This is a genomic window from Sinomonas cyclohexanicum, assembly GCF_020886775.1.
In the GTDB taxonomy this organism is placed as follows: Bacteria; Actinomycetota; Actinomycetes; order Actinomycetales; family Micrococcaceae; genus Sinomonas; species Sinomonas cyclohexanicum.
Window position 1 is genome coordinate 2,142,146 of record NZ_AP024525.1, and the last position, 20,346, is coordinate 2,162,491.

At 71.7% G+C, this 20,346-nt stretch carries 18 protein-coding genes; 13 read left to right on the plus strand and 5 right to left on the minus strand.

The window, feature by feature from the left end; all coding sequences use genetic code 11:
* Position 1 precedes the first annotated feature (1 nt).
* The 11 genes from prcA to SCMU_RS10345 all read left to right on the plus strand — a co-directional run bounded on the left by prcA (position 2) and on the right by SCMU_RS10345 (position 12,906).
* On the plus strand, positions 2 to 709 hold the full coding sequence (gene prcA, locus SCMU_RS10295) for a proteasome subunit alpha (RefSeq protein ID WP_229232859.1): 708 nt from the start codon (positions 2 to 4) through the stop codon (positions 707 to 709).
* Between the two features lie 4 nt (positions 710 to 713).
* Positions 714 to 2,090: a Pup--protein ligase gene (gene pafA, locus SCMU_RS10300; protein ID WP_229232860.1), complete on the plus strand. Its 1,377-nt coding sequence runs from the start codon at positions 714 to 716 to the stop codon at positions 2,088 to 2,090.
* A gap of 79 nt (positions 2,091 to 2,169) precedes the next feature.
* A complete protein-coding gene (locus SCMU_RS10305; protein WP_229232861.1) occupies positions 2,170 to 3,099 on the plus strand; it encodes an FKBP-type peptidyl-prolyl cis-trans isomerase in 930 nt (309 codons plus the stop codon).
* 49 nt (positions 3,100 to 3,148) lie between these two features.
* Positions 3,149 to 3,544: an FKBP-type peptidyl-prolyl cis-trans isomerase gene (locus SCMU_RS10310; RefSeq protein ID WP_229232862.1), complete on the plus strand. Its 396-nt coding sequence runs from the start codon at positions 3,149 to 3,151 to the stop codon at positions 3,542 to 3,544.
* 94 nt (positions 3,545 to 3,638) lie between these two features.
* A complete protein-coding gene (locus SCMU_RS10315) occupies positions 3,639 to 5,633 on the plus strand; it encodes a helix-turn-helix transcriptional regulator (protein ID WP_229232863.1) in 1,995 nt (664 codons plus the stop codon).
* A 10-nt stretch (positions 5,634 to 5,643) separates the two neighbouring features.
* Positions 5,644 to 6,027, plus strand: a complete 384-nt coding sequence (locus tag SCMU_RS10320) for a hypothetical protein (RefSeq protein WP_229232864.1) — start codon at positions 5,644 to 5,646, stop codon at positions 6,025 to 6,027.
* Between the two features lie 25 nt (positions 6,028 to 6,052).
* Positions 6,053 to 6,352, plus strand: coding sequence for a Sec-independent protein translocase subunit TatA (gene tatA, locus SCMU_RS10325; protein ID WP_229232865.1), 300 nt, complete (start codon positions 6,053 to 6,055; stop codon positions 6,350 to 6,352).
* A 43-nt stretch (positions 6,353 to 6,395) separates the two neighbouring features.
* The gene (tatC, locus tag SCMU_RS10330; protein ID WP_443020301.1) at positions 6,396 to 7,190 is read left to right on the plus strand and encodes a twin-arginine translocase subunit TatC; all 795 of its coding nucleotides are present in this window, start codon (positions 6,396 to 6,398) and stop codon (positions 7,188 to 7,190) included.
* A 27-nt stretch (positions 7,191 to 7,217) separates the two neighbouring features.
* Positions 7,218 to 10,205, plus strand: a complete 2,988-nt coding sequence (locus SCMU_RS10335; protein ID WP_443020260.1) for a DEAD/DEAH box helicase — start codon at positions 7,218 to 7,220, stop codon at positions 10,203 to 10,205.
* A 26-nt stretch (positions 10,206 to 10,231) separates the two neighbouring features.
* Positions 10,232 to 11,872 carry an amidohydrolase gene (locus SCMU_RS10340; protein ID WP_229232867.1) on the plus strand — a complete coding sequence of 547 codons (1,641 nt, stop codon included), beginning with the start codon at positions 10,232 to 10,234 and terminating at the stop codon, positions 11,870 to 11,872.
* A gap of 296 nt (positions 11,873 to 12,168) precedes the next feature.
* Positions 12,169 to 12,906 (plus strand): polyprenol monophosphomannose synthase, encoded by a 738-nt coding sequence (locus SCMU_RS10345; protein WP_229232868.1) that lies wholly within the window; start codon positions 12,169 to 12,171, stop codon positions 12,904 to 12,906.
* Between the two features lie 79 nt (positions 12,907 to 12,985).
* Here the strand turns inward: SCMU_RS10345 and SCMU_RS10350 are convergent, their stop codons facing one another.
* The 4 genes from SCMU_RS10350 to yczR all read right to left on the minus strand — a co-directional run bounded on the left by SCMU_RS10350 (position 12,986) and on the right by yczR (position 16,644).
* Complete coding sequence (locus SCMU_RS10350; RefSeq protein ID WP_229232869.1) at positions 12,986 to 13,330, minus strand: RNA polymerase-binding protein RbpA; 345 nt, start codon at positions 13,328 to 13,330, stop codon at positions 12,986 to 12,988.
* Positions 13,331 to 13,464: 134 nt separating this feature from the next.
* Positions 13,465 to 14,637, minus strand: a complete 1,173-nt coding sequence (locus SCMU_RS10355) for an SPFH domain-containing protein (protein ID WP_371829644.1) — start codon at positions 14,635 to 14,637, stop codon at positions 13,465 to 13,467.
* A 30-nt stretch (positions 14,638 to 14,667) separates the two neighbouring features.
* Complete coding sequence (locus SCMU_RS10360) at positions 14,668 to 15,132, minus strand: NfeD family protein (RefSeq protein ID WP_229232870.1); 465 nt, start codon at positions 15,130 to 15,132, stop codon at positions 14,668 to 14,670.
* Positions 15,133 to 15,246: 114 nt separating this feature from the next.
* Entirely contained in the window at positions 15,247 to 16,644 is a 1,398-nt protein-coding gene (yczR, locus tag SCMU_RS10365; RefSeq protein ID WP_229232871.1) for a MocR-like transcription factor YczR, read from the minus strand.
* A 61-nt stretch (positions 16,645 to 16,705) separates the two neighbouring features.
* Here yczR and yczE point away from each other — a divergent pair, with 61 nt between their 5' ends.
* Positions 16,706 to 17,344, plus strand: a complete 639-nt coding sequence (gene yczE / locus SCMU_RS10370) for a membrane protein YczE (protein WP_229232872.1) — start codon at positions 16,706 to 16,708, stop codon at positions 17,342 to 17,344.
* Here yczE and SCMU_RS10375 read toward each other — a convergent pair.
* On the minus strand, positions 17,322 to 18,215 hold the full coding sequence (locus SCMU_RS10375) for a class I SAM-dependent methyltransferase (RefSeq protein WP_229232873.1): 894 nt from the start codon (positions 18,213 to 18,215) through the stop codon (positions 17,322 to 17,324). The genes yczE and SCMU_RS10375 overlap by 23 nt on opposite strands.
* 53 nt (positions 18,216 to 18,268) lie before the next feature.
* Between SCMU_RS10375 and SCMU_RS10380 the strand changes: the two genes are divergently transcribed.
* Positions 18,269 to 20,314, plus strand: coding sequence for a S9 family peptidase (locus SCMU_RS10380; RefSeq protein WP_229232874.1), 2,046 nt, complete (start codon positions 18,269 to 18,271; stop codon positions 20,312 to 20,314).
* Positions 20,315 to 20,346 lie beyond the last annotated feature (32 nt).

A 20,346-nucleotide genomic window follows, 5' to 3' on the forward strand; every position in this document is an offset into this window, starting at 1 on the left:
GATGACCCAGCAGTTCTACGTCTCGCCCGAACAGCTCATGAAGGACCGGGCCGACTTCGCCCGGAAGGGCATTGCCCGCGGCCGCTCCGTCGTGGTCCTCAGCTGCCGGGACGGCATCGCGCTCGTCGCGGAGAACCCCTCGCCCTCGCTCCACAAGATCGGCGAGATCTACGACAAGATTGCGTTCGCCGCCGTCGGCAAGTACAACGAGTTCGAGAGCCTCCGCCAGGCCGGCGTCAGGTACGCAGACGTACGTGGGTACTCCTACGACCGCGAGGACGTCACGGGCCGTGGCCTCGCGAGCGTGTATGCCCAGAGCCTGGGCGCGGTCTTCACGGCCGAGCAGAAGCCCTTCGAGGTCGAGCTCACGGTGGCCGAGGTGGGCGGCGACGTCGACCACGATCACCTCTTCAGGCTCACATTCGACGGCTCGATCGCCGACGAGCGGCGCTTCGTGGTGATGGGAGGCAACGCGGAGCGCGTCGCGGAGGCGGTGATCGACGGCTGGACCTCCCAGGCCGCGTTGGACGAGGCGATCCGGCTCGCGGCGCGCGCCCTGCAGGAGGACCGGACCGAGCCTGTGACCCTCGAGGTGGCAGTCCTCGACCGGGATTCCGAGACGACGCGCGGGAGCCGCAGGGCCTTCCGCCGGATCGGCCCGGACGAGCTGCGCGCGATCCTCGACGGCACCGCAGAGCAGGCGGTCTGAGGCCATGGACCGGCGCATCTACGGGGTTGAGACCGAGTTTGGCATCGCCTATTCGAGCCCCCAGGGACGTCCGCTTGCCCCCGAGGAGGTCGCCCGGTACCTCTTCCGCAAGGTGGTCAGCTGGGGGCGCTCCTCCAACGTCTTCCTGGGCAACGGCTCCCGCCTCTACCTAGACGTCGGGTCACACCCCGAGTACGCGACGGCGGAATGCGACGACGTCGCGCAGCTCATCGCGCACGACCGCGCGGGGGAGCGGATCCTCGTGGACCTCATCGCGGAGGCGGAGCACCGGCTCGCCGAGGAGGGCTTCGACGGGCACGTCTACCTCTTCAAGAACAACACCGACACCGCCGGCAACTCCTACGGGAGCCACGAGAACTACCTCATCCCGCGGCGCACCGAGTTCTCGCGCCTGGCCGAGGTGCTCATCCCCTTCCTCGTCACACGCCAGCTCTTGTGCGGTGCCGGCAAGGTGCTGCGCACGGCCCAGGGACCCCTGTACGCGTTCTCCCAGCGCGCAGACCACATCTGGGAAGGGCTATCCTCCGCGACGACGCGGTCCCGGCCGATCATCAACACCCGGGACGAGCCCCACGCTGACGCCGAGCACTACCGGCGCCTCCACGTGATCGTGGGCGACTCCACGATGGCCGAGACGACCACCATGATGAAGCTGGGCACCGTGGACCTCATCCTGCGGATGATCGAGGCCGGCACCGTCATGCGGGACGCACGGATGGAGAACCCGATCCGCAGCATCCGGGAGGTTTCCCACGACCTCACCGGCACGGCCCCGGTGCGGCTCGCGAACGGCCAGCAGTCGACCGCACTGGCCCTGCAGCAGATGTACCTCGAAAAGGCCAGGGACTTCGTGGCCACGAACGGCGCGCACACGCCCCACGTGGAGCGCATACTCGACCTGTGGGAACGAACGCTCGAGGCCATTGAGTCCCAGGACACGCGCGCCATCGAGACCGAGGTGGACTGGGCGATCAAGAAGAAGCTCATCGACCGGTACCGCGAGAGCCACGGCGTGGACCTCGATTCCGCCCGGATCGCCCAGATCGACCTGACCTACCACGACATCAGCCCGGACAGGGGCCTCTTCTTCCTACTCCAGCGCCGCGGCGCGGTGGCGCGGGTCGTGGATGAGGCGGCGATCTCGCAAGCGGTCACGACGCCGCCGCAGAGCACGCGTGCCCGCCTGCGGGGCCGCTTCGTCAAGGCGGCCCAAGCGGCCGGCGTCGACTACACGGTCGACTGGGTCCACCTCAAGCTCAACGACCGCGCGCACCACACCATCCTGTGCAAGGATCCGTTCGCCAACGAGGACCCGCGGGTGGATGAGCTACTCGACACCCTCAGGCCCTTCACAGGCTGACCCGGTAGCCTAGGGGAGGCCTCTTCGGCCCGTCCGCCGCCACGCACCCGTGGCGGGATCCCCCACAGGAAGTTGACCAGTGCGCCGTCTTCTCGCCCTGCTGCTGCCGCTTGCCCTGTTCGTGGCCGGCTGCGGAAGCACCCCCTCGCAGTCCACCCCGACGCCGTCGAACGCCGGCCAGGTGGCCGCCTTCGACCAGCTCAAGGTGACCCCGGGGGACAAGGCCCCGGCGGTGGACTTCCCGAAGCCGCTGTCCGTCAAGGACGAGACGATCAAGATCCTCCAGGAGGGTACCGGGGACGCGGCCAAGGCGGGCCAGACCGTCGAGATCGGGTACGTGGCGCTCAACGGTGCCGATGGGTCCGTCCTCGAGGACACGTTCAGCAAGGGCACGTCCGAGAAGGTCGAGCTCAACGACCAGCTCAAGCAGGGCAGCGCGGCCGTCTACAACGGCCTCGTCGGCGCGAAGGTAGGCTCGTACGTCGCGTACGCGACCCCCGCCCAGCCCACGAGCGAGGATCCCGAGTCCGCGGCGTCGACCCTCCTCGTGATCAAGATCCTCTCGGTCAAGGACACGGTTCAGCCGCTGACCAAGCCCGAGGGGGACGCCGTGACCAACCTCCCGGCCGGCCTTCCCAAGGTCACGGTCGACGGCAAGGGCGTGCCGCAGATCGACGTCAAGGGCGCCGACAAGCCCAAGGACGTCGTCGCGCAGGACCTCATCACCGGGCACGGGGACAAGGTCAAGGAGACGGACACGATCGTCGCGAACTACGTCGGCGTGAACCTTTCCGACGGGACCAAGTTCGACTCGAGCTTCGACCGCGGCCAGCCCGCGACATTCAGCCTCCAGGGCGTCATCCCGGGCTGGACCAAGGGCCTCGCCGGCAAGACCGTCGGATCCCGCGTGCTCCTGGTCATCCCCGCCGCCCAGGCCTACGGCGATCAGGCCCAGGGCCAGGCCAAGGGCGACCTCGTGTTCGTCGTCGACATCCTCGGCGTCAAGTAGGGTTGCTTCGCGTCAGGCAACCGCACCACTACCGTAAGCAGGAGGCACCATGTCCTTCGGACAGCGCCAGTATGACCGCCAGAAGCCCGAGATCGAGTTCCCGGAGGGCGACGTCCCCACGGAGCTGAAGATCGTCGACCTCATTGAGGGCGACGGCCGCGAGGCCGCGGCAGGCGACACCGTCTCGACCCACTACGTCGGCGTGGCCTGGTCCACGGGCGAGGAGTTCGACTCCTCGTGGAACCGCGGCACGCCGCTGGACTTCCGCGTCGGCGTCGGCCAGGTCATCCAGGGCTGGGACCAGGGGCTTCTGGGCATGAAGGTCGGCGGCCGGCGCCGCCTCGAGATCCCCTCGGAGCTCGCCTACGGCTCGCGCGGCGCGGGCGGCGCGATCAAGCCGAATGAGGCCTTGATCTTCGTCGTCGACCTCGTCGGCGTCCGCTGACGCTCACCACGCACGACGCCGGGCGGCGGGCAGCATCTGCTGCCCGCCGCCCGCTCGCATCACCGCCCTCGAAATTGCCGATAGCCTGCTGACTGTGTCCGAAGCGAAGACCTCCCGACTGCTGAACCTCCTCATCGCGCTGCTCCACACAGAGCTGGGCCTGTCGAGGGACAGGATCCTCCGGGACGTCTACGGGCACTCCATGCCGTACGGGCAGGCGGCCGATGACGAGGACCCGGAAACGGCCGCCGTGCTGCGCAAATTCGAGCGGGACAAGGCAGATCTGCGCGACATGGGCGCCGTGATCGTCGAGGAGGTCGGATTCGAGCGCTGGGACAGCGACGAACGGGTCACGAAGTACCGCATCGACCCGAAGGGCTTCCGGCTCCCGCCGCAGGAGTTCACCCCCGAGGAGGCCACCTGGCTGGCCCTCGCGGCCCTCGCGTGCGACGACGCTGTGGCCGGCGCGGACGCGCAGCGGGCCCTCCACCGGCTGGAGGCTGCCGGCGCCCTGCCTGAGACTCCGCCATCCCAGATCCAGCCCCGGGTCCGTCTCGATCCGCACTGGGTCGCATTCTCCGACGCGGCGACCCGCGGCGCCGAGGTTTCGTTCGATTACCACGCGAGCAGCACGGGGGAGACCCGCCGTCGCCGGGTCCAGCCGTGGGGGCTCGGCCAGCGCTATGGGCAGTGGTACCTCGCCGGGCATGACGTGGACCGCGGCGGCCTGCGGGTGTTCAGGCTCTCGCGCGTGCGCGGCGACGTCGTGGTCGGCGAGCCTGACGCGTTCGATCCGCCGGGGGAGGGCGCGGTCCATGAGGCGCTCAACGGCCTCGACGTGCTCCCTGTGCGGACCGCGACCCTGCGGATCGCGGAGAACCGCGCGCTCGACCTGCGCCGCGAGTGGGCGCAGTCGGGCGCCGGGTCCGACGGCTTCGACGAGGGCACTTTCGCATTCCGGGACCTCTCGGTCGTCGCGGAGCGTCTGGCCGGCTTCGGCGACGCGGTCGTCGTCGTGGGTCCGGATGAGCTCGCGGACCGGGTGGCAGCGAGGCTCCGCGGCGCGCTGGACGCCCTCGGCACGCCGGGAGCCGAGGAGGTCCAGCCCCGCCAGGAGGCCCGCAAGGTCACGTCGGGCCAAGAGCGCCTCGAGCGCCTCATGGACCTCGTACCCTTCCTCGTCGCCGGCCCGGTGACGGTGGAGGAGATCGCCGAGCGCTTCGGGATGAGCGCCCGGCGCGTCCGCCAGGAGCTCCAGCTGCTCGCCGAGGCAGGGCCGATCGACTCGGCAGGCTTCCAGAGCTATATCGACGTGACGGAGGACGACGGCGTGGTCACCCTCGCCAACGCCGAGGAGCTCTCCGTGCCCAAGAGGCTGTCCCCCGGGGAGGCCGTGGCCCTCCAGCTGGGGCTGAAGGCCCTCCTGCCGCTGGCTCCGCGCGAGTCGGCCGGGGCCCTCCTGAGGCTCGCGGACCGCGTCGGAGCGAGCGCAGTGGAGGGCGGCCGGGGCCTGCCCCAGGTGGACGTCCGCGCGGAGCCCCAGCGCAATGCCGAGCTGCTCCCCATGCTCGCCGACGCGGCCGCCGCCGGGCGGTCCGTCAGGCTCCGCTACCTCAACCCCACCAAGGACGAGGTGACCGAGCGCCTCATCAGCCCCTTGGGGATCTTTTCCGACGCGGACCGCTGGTACGTCAACAGCTACTGCCACCGCGCGGCGGGCCGCCGGATCTTCCGCGTCGACCGCATCGTCGCCGCCGAGCCCGCGGATGCGGTCCCCGTGCCGGAAGGCTTCGACGCGGGCGGGGACGCCCTGTTCATGCGCGGACCCAGCGACCTCGACGTCACCGTGCGCTTCGCGCCGGAGGCGCGCTGGGCGGAAACGAGCTTCGACTCCCACGACGGCCGCGACCTCGCCGACGGCGGCCGCCGCGTGACACTTCACGTGGCGGACCTCAACTGGCTGCCCTCCTTCCTCGCCCAGTTCGGCGGCGCGGTCGCCCTCGAGGGGCCCGCTGAGGCCGTCGAGGCCAGCCGGGCGTGGCTCGAGCGGGCGCTGGCCGCGTATCCTGCGCCGACCGAGACCCGCTAGGCTGGCAGGCGTGCCGTGGTGGTCGTGGGTCCTCATCTGGGTGGCGCTGGTCGCCTGCACCCTCGTGGTGCTCCTGCTCGGTGGGATACACCTGTTCCGCAAGGGGGTCGCGCTCGCGCGAGGTGCGGGCGAGGCGCTCGATCAGCTCACCGCGCGTCCGTCTGCCCGTACCCCGACCCTCGCCGATGCGCACGACGGCGACGCCGCGCCCCACGCTCCTGCGGCGGCCCCTGCCCGGCGGCCCGGCAGCGCCGTGTTCGCCGATCCTGCCCAGATGCGCAGGGAGTACGAGGACGGGCGGGAGCAGCGCCGGCTGGCGCGTCGGGACCGGCGCGTCGCGCGGAGGCGAGCACGGGGGCAGATGCAGTCGCTGCGTGACCTCGGCCTCAACTAGACTTGTAGCAACGAAAGGATTCCTCGTGGGACGACTCTTCGATGGCCCATGGCCCATCGTCATCATCATCATCGTGGCGCTGCTCCTCTTTGCGGCGCCCAAGCTTCCGGCCATGGCCCGCGCCCTCGGCCAGTCGATGCGCATCCTCAAGTCCGAGGTCAAGGAGATGAAGAACGACGGCAAGGACGCCTCCGCGTCCGGGCAGTCCTCGGCCCCGGACGGCGAGCAGCCGTTCGAGGGCAAGGTCATCCCGCCGAAGGCGACCGGCACTACCGACGGTAGCGGCCAGGCCGACGGCAGCGCTGGTCCTTCCTCGCGCGCCTGAGGTGGCCAGCGGCAAGGGGAGGAAGGCCAACCCCGAGGGGCGGATGCCGCTCCTGGAGCACCTGAGGGAGCTCAAGAACAGGCTCATCAAGGCCGCCATCGGCGTGGCCATCGGCACCGTCGGCGGATGGTTCCTCTATGACCCGATCCTGGTCCAGCTCCAGAAGCCCGTCGAGAACATCTCCCACCTGACGGGCGGGACGTCCTCGGTCAATTTCTCCACGATCGCGTCCCCGTTCGACTTCAAGCTCCAGCTTGCGATCCAGATCGGTCTCGTGATCTCGAGCCCCGTCTGGATCTACCAGGTCTGGGCGTTCATCATGCCCGGCCTCACCGTCAAGGAGAAGCGGTACACGTTGGGCTTCATGGTCGCCGCCGTTCCGCTGTTCCTCGCGGGCGTGTGGGTCGGGTGGATGGTGACTCCGCAGGTGGTCCGGGCCCTGACCCAGTTCACCCCGGCGGGCTTCTCGAACATCATCGACGGCCGCGAGTACGTGGACTTCGTCACGCATATGCTCCTGTTCCTCGGGTTCGCGTTCCTCGTTCCCGTGATCCTCGTGGGCGTCAACATGGCGGGCGTCCTGCCCGGCAGGACGATCCTCAAGGCGTGGCGGATCACGGTCTTCCTCGTGTTCGTCCTTGCTGCCATCGCCGCGCCTGGCGCGGACGCGATCTCGATGTTCATGCTCGCGGTGCCGCTGCTCGCGCTGTTCTTCGCCGCAATCGGCGTCTGCATGGTCAATGATCGCCGGCGCGCCCGCCGGATCGAGAAGCATGCCGCGGAGACCGACGCGACGGCCGACACCCCGACCCCGCGCAGCGACCTCGAGAACCTCTGAGCCCGGCGCGGGGACTAGGCTGGTGGCATGTCCACCCCCGCCGAGAGCATGTCCCCCGCCGAGCGCTACGCGGCGGACGCGAAGCGCAGGGCGTTGGCCAAGACGGAGCTCGGCGCGTTCTCCGCGACCATTGACTTCCCGCTCGACGACTTCCAGGTGGAGGCGTGCCGAGCCCTCGAGGCGGGCCGTGGGGTGCTCGTCGCCGCCCCGACCGGGGCGGGGAAGACGATCGTCGGAGAGTTCGCCATCCACTTGGCCCTGAGCCAGGGGCTCAAGGCGTTCTACACGACCCCCATCAAGGCCCTGTCCAACCAGAAGTACAGCGAGCTCGCTGCCGTCCACGGCGCGGAAAGGGTCGGCCTCCTCACCGGGGACACGACCCTCAACGGCGAGGCACCCATCGTGGTGATGACCACCGAGGTCCTGCGGAACATGCTCTACGCGGACTCGGACACCCTCGCCGGGCTCGGTTACGTGATCATGGACGAGGTCCACTACCTCGCGGACCGGTTCCGCGGCGCCGTGTGGGAAGAGGTGATCATCCACCTGCCCCGCAGCGTCCGGCTCGTCTCGCTGAGCGCCACTGTCTCCAACGCCGAGGAATTCGGGGCGTGGCTGGACACGGTGCGCGGCGAGACGGACATCATCGTCTCCGAGCACCGTCCCGTGCCCCTGTGGCAGCACGTGCTGGTGGGACGCCAGCTCGTGGACCTGTTCTCGACGCGCCAGCAGTTCGAGGCACTCGCGGACGTGCACGACCACGATGGTGCCGAGCACGACGGCGCGGCAGCGTCCCCCGCAGGCGAGCGGCCGGCGTCGCCCGCGGCTGCGTCCACCGTCGTGCCGCACGGCGAGGCGAGCGTCTCCGAGCTCACGGCCGTCAATCCCGAGCTCGTCCAGCTCGCGCGCCGCGAGTCGCAGCAGCAGTACCGGGGAAGGTTCGGGCACGGCGGGCGCGCACGACGGCGCGAGGAGCGCCAGCGAGGCGAGAAGCAGTCCCAGCGCGGCGGCAGGCCCGGGGACGCCGCGCCATTGCCCGGAACCCGCGCGAGCCGCCCCCAAATGGTCCAGGCGCTCGAGCGCCGCGGGCTCCTCCCCGCCATCGACTTCATCTTCTCCCGTGCGGGCTGCGACGCCGCCGTCCAGCAGTGCCTCGACGCGGGCCTTGACCTCACCACGCCCGCCGAGAAGGCCGAGATCGCCGCCACCGTCGAGGCCGCGGCCGCGGACATCCCGCCCGCGGACCTGCCCGTGCTGGGTTTCTGGGGCTGGCGCGACGGCCTCACGCGCGGGCTCGCGGCACACCACGCGGGCCTCCTCCCCACGTTCAAGGAGACGGTGGAGAAGCTCTTCGCCGCTGGCCTCGTCAAGATGGTGTTCGCCACCGAGACCCTCGCGCTCGGCATCAACATGCCTGCCAAGAGCGTGCTCATCGAGAAGCTCGAGAAGTTCAACGGCGAGGCGCACGTGGACATCACGGCGGGGGAATACACCCAGCTCACCGGCCGCGCCGGGCGGCGAGGCATCGATGTCGAGGGGCACGCCGTGGTCCAGTGGCGGCCGGGACTCGACCCCGCGGCTCTCGCTGGCCTCGCATCGCGCCGCACGTACCCGCTGAACTCGAGCTTCCGGCCCACGTACAACATGAGCATCAACCTCGTGGCGCAGTTCGGACGCGAGAGGGCCCGCGACATTCTCGAGAGCTCCTTCGCCCAGTTCCAGGCTGATAGGTCCGTCGTGGGGCTCGCGCGGCAGGTCCGCAGCCGGGAGGAGTCCCTCGCGGGCTACGAGAAGGCCATGACGTGCCACCTCGGGGACTTCGCTGAGTACTCGAGGATCCGGCAGGAGCTGAACGACGCGGAGAAGTTCGCCTCGCGCGAGGCCGGGCGAGCGCGGCGTGCCATGACCGTGGACTCCCTCGCGCGGCTGTCACCCGGGGACGTCGTGGAGATCGGCGAGGGGCGCCTCGCCGGCAGCGCCGTGGTGCTCAACGCCGACACCAATGCGCGCGAGCCGCGGCCCCAGGTGCTGACCTTCGACCGGAACCTCCGGCGCATCGGCCTGCACGACGTCCCGGGGCCCGTCGAGCCGATCGCCCGCATCCGGATACCGAAGCAATTCGACGCGAAGCGGCCCAAGGACCGCCGGGACCTCGCCGCGTCGCTGCGGCACGCCGTCGAGCGCGCCCGCCTCGACGGGCCCGAGGAAGGAGCGAAGACCCGCCGCTCCCGGCGTGATTTCGCCTTCGCGGGCGGGTACGAGGACTCCGAGAAGCGGATCACCGAGCTGCGGCGCCGGCTCCGCGCCCACCCGTGCCACGGGTGTGCCGAGCGGGAGGACCACGCCCGGTGGGCCGAGCGCTGGCTCAAGCTCCGCCGCGAGACGGACCGCCTCGTCGAGCAGATCCAGGGCCGCACCAACACGATCGCCAAGACGTTCGACCGCGTATGCGAGGTCCTCGAGGCCTACGGCTGCCTGGCCAGCGGACCCGACGGGCTCGAGGTGACCGCCTCCGGGCAGCAGCTGCGCCGCATCTACGGCGACAAGGACATGCTCACCGCACTTGCACTCCGCCACGGCGCGTTCGACGACGTCGACGCCGCCGAGCTCGCCGCGCTCGTGAGCACGCTCGTGTACCAGGCCAAGCGCGAGGAGCGCGGCCTCACCCCGAAGATGCCGAGCATTTCCCTCGACGTCGCCGTGGACATCGTGCTGCGCGAGTGGTCCCAGCTTGAGGACGCCGAGGAGCAGCACCGCCTCCCGCGCACCTCCGAGCCGGACTTCGGGCTCGTGTGGCCGCTGTACAAGTGGGCGCGCGGACGCGAGCTGCAGAACGTGCTCTCGGGCACCGAGCTGGCCGCCGGCGACTTTGTCCGGTGGGTCCGTCAGGTCATCGACCTGCTCGACCAGCTGGCCGATGTGCCGGACATCGAGCCGCGGATCACGCGCCTGTGCCACGAGGCCATCGGGCTGCTGCGCCGCGGGGTCGTCGCGTATTCGGCCGTGTCCGACTAGAAGAAGACATCAGCGAAGGAACCTCCATGCCCGACGAGCGCACGCTCACCCTGTACCGCAACGGCTCGGTCTACTCCGCGGCCGACCCGTTCGCCTCCGCGATCCTTGTGGACGGCGACACGGTGGCGTGGATCGGCTCGGAGCAGGCCGCCACGTCCATCGTGGACAGCCGCATGGACGTCGTGGACCTCGACGGCGCGCTCGTCGCCCCCGGGTTCATCGACTCCCATGTCCACGTGACCGACACGGGACTCAGGCTCACGTCCCTCGACCTCGCCCCGGCGCATTCCGCCGCGGAGCTGCTCGACGCCGTCGCCCGTGAAGCATCCGCACTGCCCGCCGGTGCCGTGCTCCGCGGCTTCGGTTGGGACGAGGCCGGCTGGAACGATCCCACCCTGCCGGGGGCCGAGGAGCTCGCCCGGGCGGCGGGCGGGCGGCCCGCGTTCCTCAACCGGGTGGACGTCCACTCCGCCCTCGTCTCGCCCGCTCTGGCTGAGGCCGCGGGGATCGTCGGGGCACCCGGTCTCGACGGCGCGCTGGCCCGCGGGGAGGCCCTGTACGCCGCGCGGGAGGCGGCGCGGCCGTCCGCCCAGGAGATCCGGCACCTGCACGCGCGCGCCCTCAAGCACGCGGCCTCGCGCGGCTATGTGGGGCTCGTCGAGCAGGCCGCTCCGGGGCTCGCGGGGCCCGACGACCTCCGGTTGCTCCTCGGGCCGGACAATGCCTCGGGGCCCGAGGTCATCGCGTACTGGGGGCAGGCTGTCTCCTCGGCCGAGGAGGCCAGGGAGGTGCTTGCCGACTTGGGCGTGCCGGTGCGCGGGCTCGCGGGGGACCTCAATATCGACGGGTCGATCGGCAGCCGCACCGCACTGCTGTCCGAGCCGTACACGGATGCGCAGGACACCCGCGGGCGGGCATTCCTCACCGCCGAGCAGATCGGGGCGCACCTCGCGGCCGTCTCGGCGATCGGCGTGCAGGGCGGCTTCCACGTGATCGGCGACGCCGGCCTGCGGCTCGCGCTCGAGGGCCTCCGGATCGCGTCGGAGGCGGTCGGCCTCTCTGCTGTGCGCGCGGCCGGCCACCGGCTCGAGCACGTCGAGATGGCCAGCGAGGCCGACGCGGAGGCGCTGGCGGGCTACGGCGTGACCGTGAGCGCCCAGCCCCTCTTCGACGCCGTATGGGGCGGCCCCGGTGGCCTGTATGAGCGGCGGCTTGGGGCCCGGCACGCCGGAATGAACCCGTTCCTGCGCTTCCACTCGGCAGGCGTGCCGCTTGCGTTCGGCTCCGACTCGCCCGTCTGCGCGCCCTCGCCGTGGGAGAGCATCCGGGCCTGCCTGACGCACTCGGACCCCGACCAGCGCATCTCGGCGCGCGCTGCCTTCATCGGGCATACGCGTGCCGGCTGGCGTGCGGTGAAGCACCGCAACCCGCTCATGGGCCAGCTCGCGCCGGGGGCACCGGCGAGCTTCGCGGTGTGGCGCGTGGACGAGCTCATGGTCCAGGTGGCCGACGAGCGGGTCCAGGCCTGGAGCACCGATCCGCGCGCCCGGACCCCGCTTCTTCCGGCGCTCGACACAGAGAGACTCCCCGAGTGCCTGCAGACGGTCCACGAGGGCCGGGAGCTGTTCCGCAGCGAATCCTTCGACGCCGGTCTGGCCCGCCGCTGATCTGGGACAACGCGAGAAACCCCAGATGAACGGACGGTTGACACCGGTGTGTGACCCCGTAGGATCGAGGGAACGGGCTTTCGTGAGTCCGGGGCAGGCCCGGTTCGCCGAGCACCATCGGGGGATCTAGGCGTCAGGGCAGGCCCGTGCGTCCGTAGAAAACAGTGCGAAGGACCGTCCAGCTGCCGGCCCTGCGTCTCTGGCCCGAAGACGCACGGGCCTGTCAGGCCAAGCTGGCTATAATGGGCCTTTGCGCCTCGTGGCGCGCCGCCTGACCCCGCCCCGAAAGGCCCTTCGTGCGCATCCTCACGATCATCCCCACCTACAACGAGCTCGATTCGCTGCCCAAGACCCTCGGCCGCCTGCGGTCTGCCGTGCCGGCGTCGGACGTGCTCGTGGCGGATGACAACAGCCCCGACGGCACCGGCGCCCTCGCCGACCGGATCGCGGCGGAGGACCCGCAGGTGCATGTGCTGCACCGGAAGGGCAAGGAAGGCCTCGGCGCCGCATACATCGCGGGCTTCCGCTGGGCGCTCGAGCGGGCCTACGACGTCGTCGTCGAGATGGACGCGGACGGCTCGCACCGGCCCGAGCAGCTCCCGGCGCTCCTCGCCGCCGTCGAGGACGGCGCGGACCTCGTGATCGGCTCCCGCTGGGTGAAGGGCGGTTCGGTGGTCAACTGGCCGTTCTACCGCCAGCTCATCTCCCGCACTGGCAGCACGTACGCCCGCCTCATGCTGGGGCTCCAGCTCAAGGACATCACCGCCGGCTACCGGGCCTTCCGACGCACGACCCTCGAGAAGCTCGACTTCGACGCGATCGAGTCCCGGGGCTATGGCTTCCAGGTGGACCTCGCATGGCGGGTGGCGAAGATGGGCCTCAAGGTCGTCGAGGTCCCCGTGACGTTCGTGGAGCGCGAGCTGGGAAGCTCCAAGATGAGCGGGAACATCGTGGTCGAGGCCATGCTGAACGTCACCAAGTGGGGCCTCGCGGAGCGCTGGGGCCAGCTCACGCGCCGCGGTGGCCAGCGCTAGGCGCCCCGGGAACAAGCAGACGCGAAGGGCGGGAACCATCCGGTTCCCGCCCTTCGCGTCTGCTGTGGTGCTTACTGCGTCAGCTGGTGCGCTCTCCGCGCTTGCTGCGCAGGAGGTCGAGCCGGTCCGCGAGGATCTGCTCGAGCTCGGGGATCGAGCGGCGTTCGAGGAGCATGTCCCAATGGGTCCGGACGGCCTTGGCGTTGGGGTCGGTGGGCCGCTCGCCATCCACCAGGAAGGCCTCCTTGCCGGTCTTGGACGTCCAGACCGGGGGAATCTCCGCCTCCGAGGAGAACGTCACGAACACCTGCTCGCCGTCCTCGCACCGGTACTCGACGCGCTGGCGGGGCGCCGGCTCGACTCCGGCCTCGGTCTCCATGGACTGTGCGCCCAGACGCATTCCGCGCAGGCTGCGGTCGCTCATCTCTACTCCCTCACGTTCTGCCGGTCGTGCACGTCCGACGCATATCCCAACGCGCGTCCGGGGCGGGCTGTTCCCGCGGCCCGGAACGGCTTGGCCGACCTCCCATTATAGGCGGCCGGCCAGCGCCGCGCTCGTCAGGCAGGCCCATGGCCCGTCGGTGGATCCTGTGGATCGGGGGTATCGAGGTCCGGCACGTCCAGATCGGGGATACCGGCCACGGTCCCGTCCGGATTCGTGACTCCGCCATGGTGCTGCAGGATGCGCTCCGCCTCGGCGTCGAGCTCCGAGCGGCGCGCCGCCTCCTCCTCGAAGGCCCGCGCGTCCGCCTCAAGCCGGTCGACGGACTCGATCTCGCCGGGCGAAGACGGCGCGTCCGCCGACGGCCCCGACCGCGCGCCGGGGACCTCGGCGCCGGCCGCCGACTGCCCGACGTTGCCGATCACGCCGCCGATGCCCTTGAGCGCCTCGCCGACCTCGCTCGGGATGATCCAGAGCTTGTTCGAGGTGCCCTCGGCGATCTTCGGGAGTGTCTGGAGGTACTGGTAGGCGAGCAGCTTCGGATCCGGGTCGCCTCGGTGGATGGCCTCGAAGACCTTCTGGATGGCCTGTGACTCGCCGTCGGCCCGGAGGACGGCGGCCTTCGCCTGCCCCTCGGCCTTGAGGATCTGGGCCTGCCGCTCGCCCTCGGCGGTGAGGATCGCCGACTGCTTCGTGCCCTCGGCTGTCAGGATCAGGGCGCGCCGATCGCGCTCGGCGCGCATCTGCTTCTCCATCGAGTCCTGGATCGAGTGGGGCGGGTCGATCGCCTTGAGCTCGACGCGCGAGACACGCAGGCCCCAGCGGCCGGTGGCCTCGTCGAGGACTCCGCGCAGCTGGCCGTTGATCTGGTCTCGGGAGGTCAGGGCCTCCTCGAGGTTGAGGCCGCCGACCACGTTGCGCAGGGTGGTGATGGTCAGCTGCTCGACGGCCTGGATGTAGTTGGCGATCTCGTACGTCGCGGCCCGGGGGTCGGTCACCTGGAAGTAGACGACCGTGTCGATCGAGACGACGAGGTTGTCCGACGTGATGACGGGCTGGGGCGGGAACGAGACGACCTGCTCGCGAAGGTCGAGCAGCGGCAGGAGCCGGTCGACGAACGGGATGAGGATGGTGAGTCCCGGGTTGAGCGTCCGGGCGTACTTGCCGAGCCGCTCGACGACGCCGGCCCGCGCCTGGGGGATGATCCTCACCGACTTCACGAGCACCGTGGCGACGAAGAGGATGATGGCGATGACGACGACGAGCAGGAGGATGGCTCCGGCGTCCATGGACTTGCCCCCTTGGGAGTAGTGGTAGGCCTAGCTTCGGTATGGCGACGTGGTGCCGCTGGGAGCGACGACCGCGGTGGCGCCGTCGATCGCGACGACCTTGACCACGTCGCCCGGGAGGAACTCGCCCCGCTCCGCGCGGGCGGTCCAGACGTCGCCTCCGATCTTCACGAGTCCCCGGCCGGTGTCCACGGGCTCGACGACGGTCGCGGACGTGCCGATGAGGCGGTCGACGTTGGTGCGGGCATCCTCGATGCTCGGACGCATGTGCTTGACGGCGACCGGGCGGACGAACGCGATCATCGCGACGGAGACGACGGCGAAGATCACGCCCTGCAGCCACGCCGGTCCGCCCAGGAGGGCCGTCACGAGGGCGGCGAGGGCGCCGCCGGAGAGCATGACGAAGACGAGGCTGAGGCTGAGCATCTCGATCCCGCCCAGGACGAGGGCCAGCACGAGCCACACCATCCAGGCGTTGTGTTCGAACCAGTCCATCCCGTCCCTCCCGGCGCAGCGGACTCCTGCTTCCACACTAGCCCAGCGGACGCGGGCCGAGGGGGTCGCGAGGGTTGCGGTTCGGCAACCAAGCCCCTTTCCGGGGCGGGAGCCTCACACCGCCACGAGCGGCGCCTCAACGGGGCCCACCGGGCTGTCTTCGGCCGCCTCCCGCAGTGCCCGGACCGCCGTGCGCAGCTCGTCCGGGGAGGCGGTGAACGGCAAGCGGAGCCGGTGCTCGAACGCGCCGTCGATCCCGAAGCGCGGCCCGGCGGTGAGGGCGACCCCATGCGACCGCACCGCCGTCACGAGCCGGGACGATGACAGGGGCGAGCAGTCCGCCCAGACCGCCATGCCGCCGTCGGGCGCGGGGACGCGCCACCGCGGGAAGTGCTCCGCGAGGGCAGACGTGAGCGCATGGAGGCCCTCGCGCAGCCGCGCGGATCGCTCGGCCACGAGGGCGTCCTCCTGCGCGAGCAGCTCGGCGACGACCAACTGCTCGAGGACGGGCGTGCCCAGGTCGAGGCCCGTGCGGGCCTGGGCGAGGCGGGCCACGAGCGTGCGGGGTGCACGGATCCACCCGATGCGGAGGCCGCCCCACGCGAGCTTCGACGGGCCGCCGAGCGTCACGGCGGACGGGGCGATGGCCGCGAGCGGCGGAAGGGGTCCACGGGCGATGTCCAGGAGCGCCGTCGTCTCGTCCGCGACAAGCAGGGTGCCGTGCCTCGCCGCGCTCCGCGCGAGGGCCTCGCGCCCCGCGACACTCAGGCTGGCCCCGGTCGGATTCTGGAAGTCCGGCATGACATACGCCAGGACCGGCGAGCTGGCACGCAGGGCGGCCGCCGCGGCGTCGAGGTCCCAGCCTGACGGATCCACCGGGAGGGGGACGAGCCGGGCCCGGGCCGCGAGCAGCGTGTCCATGGCATGGGGATAGGTGGGCTGCTCGACCGCCACCCTGTCGCCGGGGGCGACGAGCGTGCGCGCGAGGAGTGCGATCGCGTGCTGGACGCCGTTCGTGATCATGATCTGGTCGGGATCCGTGGGCAGCCCTCGCCGCGCGAAGTGCTCCGCCACGGCCACGCGCAGCCCGGGAAGGCCCACAAGCTCATACCCCGAACGGCCCAGCTCGGGTCCGAGCGCGTCCACCGCGCGGCCGACGCACTCTGCCACGAGGCTTGCCGCCGGCATCGCGGCCTTCGTCAGATCGAGGATCCCGCCGGCGTCCGGCGCCGGCACGGCCGGCGGCGCCGGGATGACGATGTAGCTGCCTGACCCGCGCACGCTGTCGAGGCAGCCCAGCTCGCGCAGACGCGCGTAGGCGGCGGCGATCGTGGTGCGGGAGAGCCCGAGGCCCGCGGCGAGGTTGCGCTCGGCCGGGAGCCGCGTCCCCTCGGGCAGGCGGCCGTCGAGGGCGAGGAGGCGGAGCCGCTCGGCGAGCTCGGAGTAGGCGGGGCCCGGTCCGGCCCATGCGCCGAGGAGGGTAGCGAGCCGTTGGGACGTGACGCGCGTCATGAGGCCACCTTAGCTGAATTGGCCCTGTTGAAAGAGGCCAATCGTGCCGAGGATGGAACCCATGACCCGGTTCCCCAGACTCTTCCTCGGCCTCTTCCTGTACGGGATCGCGATCGCGCTCCTGCTGCGCTCCGGACTCGGCTCTTCTCCCTGGGACGTGCTCTCCCAAGGCGTGGCCCGCGTGAGCGGGCTGAGCTTCGGCGCGACCACCGTCGCCATCAGCATCGTGGTGCTCGCGGGCTGGATCCCCCTGCGGCAGCGGCCCGGCTGGGGCACCCTCTTCAACACGCTGCTCATCGGACCGTTCGCGGACCTCGGGCTCGCGTGCATCCCCGTCGCGCACGACGTCGCGTGGCAGGCTGCCGCGCTCGCCGGCGGCCTCGTGCTCCTCGCCTTCGCCTCCGCGCTGTACATCGGCGCCGGCCTGGGTCCCGGCCCGCGGGACGGGCTCATGACCGGCCTCGTGGCGCGCACCGGGCGGCCCGTGTGGATCGTGCGCTCGGCGATCGAGCTCTCGGTCGTGGCATTGGGCTGGGTCCTCGGCGGGACGGTGGGCATCGGCACAGCGATCTTCGCGTTCGGCATCGGGCCGCTCATCCAGCTGGCGATGAGGGCGCTGCGCGTGGACCTCGCGCCGGCCCGACCCGTCCGGGTCCCTGAGCCCGCGGGCGCGGCGGTCAGCGCCGGGCCAGGACGCTGAGCTCGACGGCGGCGGTCGCCGCGAGCTCGTCCGCGCCGGCCAGGCGCTCGAGGTCCTCGCGCGCGGTGTGGTGCCCGGCGGGGCCCATCTGGACGAGGTCTGCCGCCGCCTCCGGGGTCAACCGGATCGGGAAGCGCAGCTCGGCCCGGGACACCGGCGTGTAGTCCTCAGCCGCGGCATGCTCGAGCGCCTCGGCCTTGCCGGCTGGGACGTCGAGGAGGGGCAGCCGCCCGCGGAGCTCCGCGAGGTGGTCGGGCAGCGGCGTCACGGCGACGAGGAGCCCACCCGGCCGCGTCACCCGGGCGAACTCGGGCAGGTTCCGCGGTGCGAAGACGTCCAGGACCGCGTCGACCCCGCCGGCAGCGAGCGGGAGGGGGCGCCAGAGGTCCCAGACGGCCGCCGTGACTCCCTCGATCCGGGCGGCCCTGCGCAGCGCGTGCGCCGAGAGGTCGAGCGCGACGGCGCGTGGCCGGCGTCGTGCGCTGCCGCTGCCGGTTCCCCCGGAATCGGTGTCCTCCGCACCGGCGCCCGAGGCGAGCCGGTCCAGCACGGCTGCGAGGTAGTAGCCGGTGCCGGCGCCGGCATCGAGGACGGCCGCGTCCGCGGGGAGGGCCGCGCAGGCGTCCGCGAGCGCGGACGCGATCGGGGCGTAGTGCCCGGCGCCGAGGAACCGGTCACGGGCCGCGACCATGTCCGCGGTGTCCGGCGTGAACCGGCTCCGGCGGCCGGTGAGGAAGTTGACGTAGCCCTGCCGCGCGGCGTCGTACCGGTGGCCCTCTGCGCACACGAGGACGTGCGGCCCGCTCGCCGCCGGGTTCCAGTCGGCGCCGCAGTGCGGGCACAGCATCAGGTCCAGGGCATCGGTGAGCACGGCTCCCATCGTATCGGCGCCGGTCCCCGCACGGGGTGCGTAGTATCCGTTTCATGCTTCCCAAACACGTGGACCTCATCCGCTCCCTCTCGGCGCCCGCCGTGCACCCCGCGGCGGACCGCTGTGCCGTTGGCGTGACCCGGCCGGACTTCCGCGCCGACTCCGCCGTCGGCCAGATCTGGGAGGTGCCGCTCGACGGCGGCGCGCCCCGCCTCCTCACGCGCGGCTTCCGGGACACGGCGCCCCAATACTCCCCGGACGGCCGCCTGCTGGCGTTCCTCCGCGCGGAGCCCGAGGGCAAGCCGCAGCTCGCGGTCGTCGACGCGCGCGGCGGGGAGCCGCTCGCGCTGACCGACGCGCCGCTCGGCGTGTCCCAGTTCGCGTTCTCGCCCGACGGCGCGCGGATCGCCTACACCGCGCGGGTGCCGGAGAAGGGCCGGTACGGCTCGACCGACGGCGTGCGGCCAGGCGCCGAGGACCCGCGCCTCATCCGTGACCTCAATTACCGCATGAACGGGGTCGGCTACACGGGCGACCAGCGGACGCGACTGTTCGTCCTCGACCTCCCTGCCCTCGAGACCGAGCCGTTCGTCGCGGCCCGCGGGCGGGCCGCCGAGGCCGAGGCCGAGGGGGCGAAGGCCGCAGGCAAGGCGCCCACCGGACTGCCCGAGTCCCGCGAGCTCACCGACGGCACCGTCGACCACGCCGAGCCGCGGTTCAGCGCCGATGGGGCGTGGGTCTACACCGTCTCGGGCTTCGATCCCTCGGCGGTGGACACGCTCGGCAGCCGCGCCGTGCGGACCCCGGTGGCCGGCGGGACCGGAGAGGCCCTCGACCTCGGTGCCGACGCGGCCTCTGTCGGGGCCGCGGCCGAGGCTGCGGACGGCTCGGGCGTGTTCGTGGTCGCGGCGTCCCTCGGCGAATCGGGGACCGACTTCATCGGCCGATCGGCCCACCTGTTCTGGCACACGCCCACCGACGGCTCGACGGTGCGCCTCACCGCGGACGGCGACGACCTCGGCGAGGCGCCCGGCGCCCTCCGCGTGACTGCGGACGGACGCGCGCTCGTGCTGGCCCGCACACGAGGGAGCGTGAAGCTGCTCGCCTTCGCACCCGACGGCACCCGCGAGGAGCTGACCGGTGTGCCGCTCGTGGTGACAGGGGTGGGCTCGGCAGGACGCGGGGTGGGCCGGACGGGAGATCAGGAGGAGACCGCCGGCGCCGTCGTGCTTGCTGCGGCCGACGCCGGCGGGCCGGGCGAGCTGTACCGGCTTGCCGAGGGCTCGGGCCTTGAACGGCTGACGGACTTCAACGCGCCGCTCCGGGAGGTCGCTGCGCCCTACGCGCCGCGCGAGCTCACCGGCACGAGTGCGGACGGAAGCGACGTGCACGGCTGGGTCGTGCTGCCAGAGGGCGAGGGGCCGCACCCGACGCTGCTCATGATCCACGGCGGCCCCTTTGCGCAGTACACCGGGGCCTGGTTCGACGAGGCGCAGGTGCTCGCGGGCGCCGGCTACGGCGTGGCGATGTGCAACCCCCGCGGCGCAGCGGGCTACGGCGAGGACCACGGTCGGGCCATCACGGGGCGCATGGGCACGGTGGACTACGAGGACGTCCTCGGCTTCCTCGACTCCGCGCTCGCGGCCCACCCGCAGCTGGACGGGGAACGCCTCGGCATCCTCGGCGGCTCGTACGGCGGCTACCTCACGGCGTGGACGATCGCCCATGACCACCGGTTCAAGGCCGCCGTCGTCGAGCGCGGCTTCCTGGACCCCGTCAGCTTCATCGGCTCCAGCGACATCGGCTGGTTCTTCCCCGGCGAGTACAACGGCTGGGGCCCCGAGGCGATGCGCGCGCAGAGCCCCATGGCATGCGTGGGGGACGTGCGGACCCCGACGCTCGTGGTCCACTCCGAGGAGGACTGGCGCTGCCCGATCGAGCAGGCCCAGCGCTACTACACGGCGCTCAAGCTCGGCGGCGTGGAGACCGAGCTGCTCGTCTTCCCCGGCGAGAACCACGAGCTCTCCCGCTCCGGCACGCCGCACCACCGCAGGGCCCGCTTCGAGCACATCCTGCGCTGGCTGAGCCAGCACGTGTGAGGCGGCACCAGCGCGTGTGAGGCGCCCGGAGG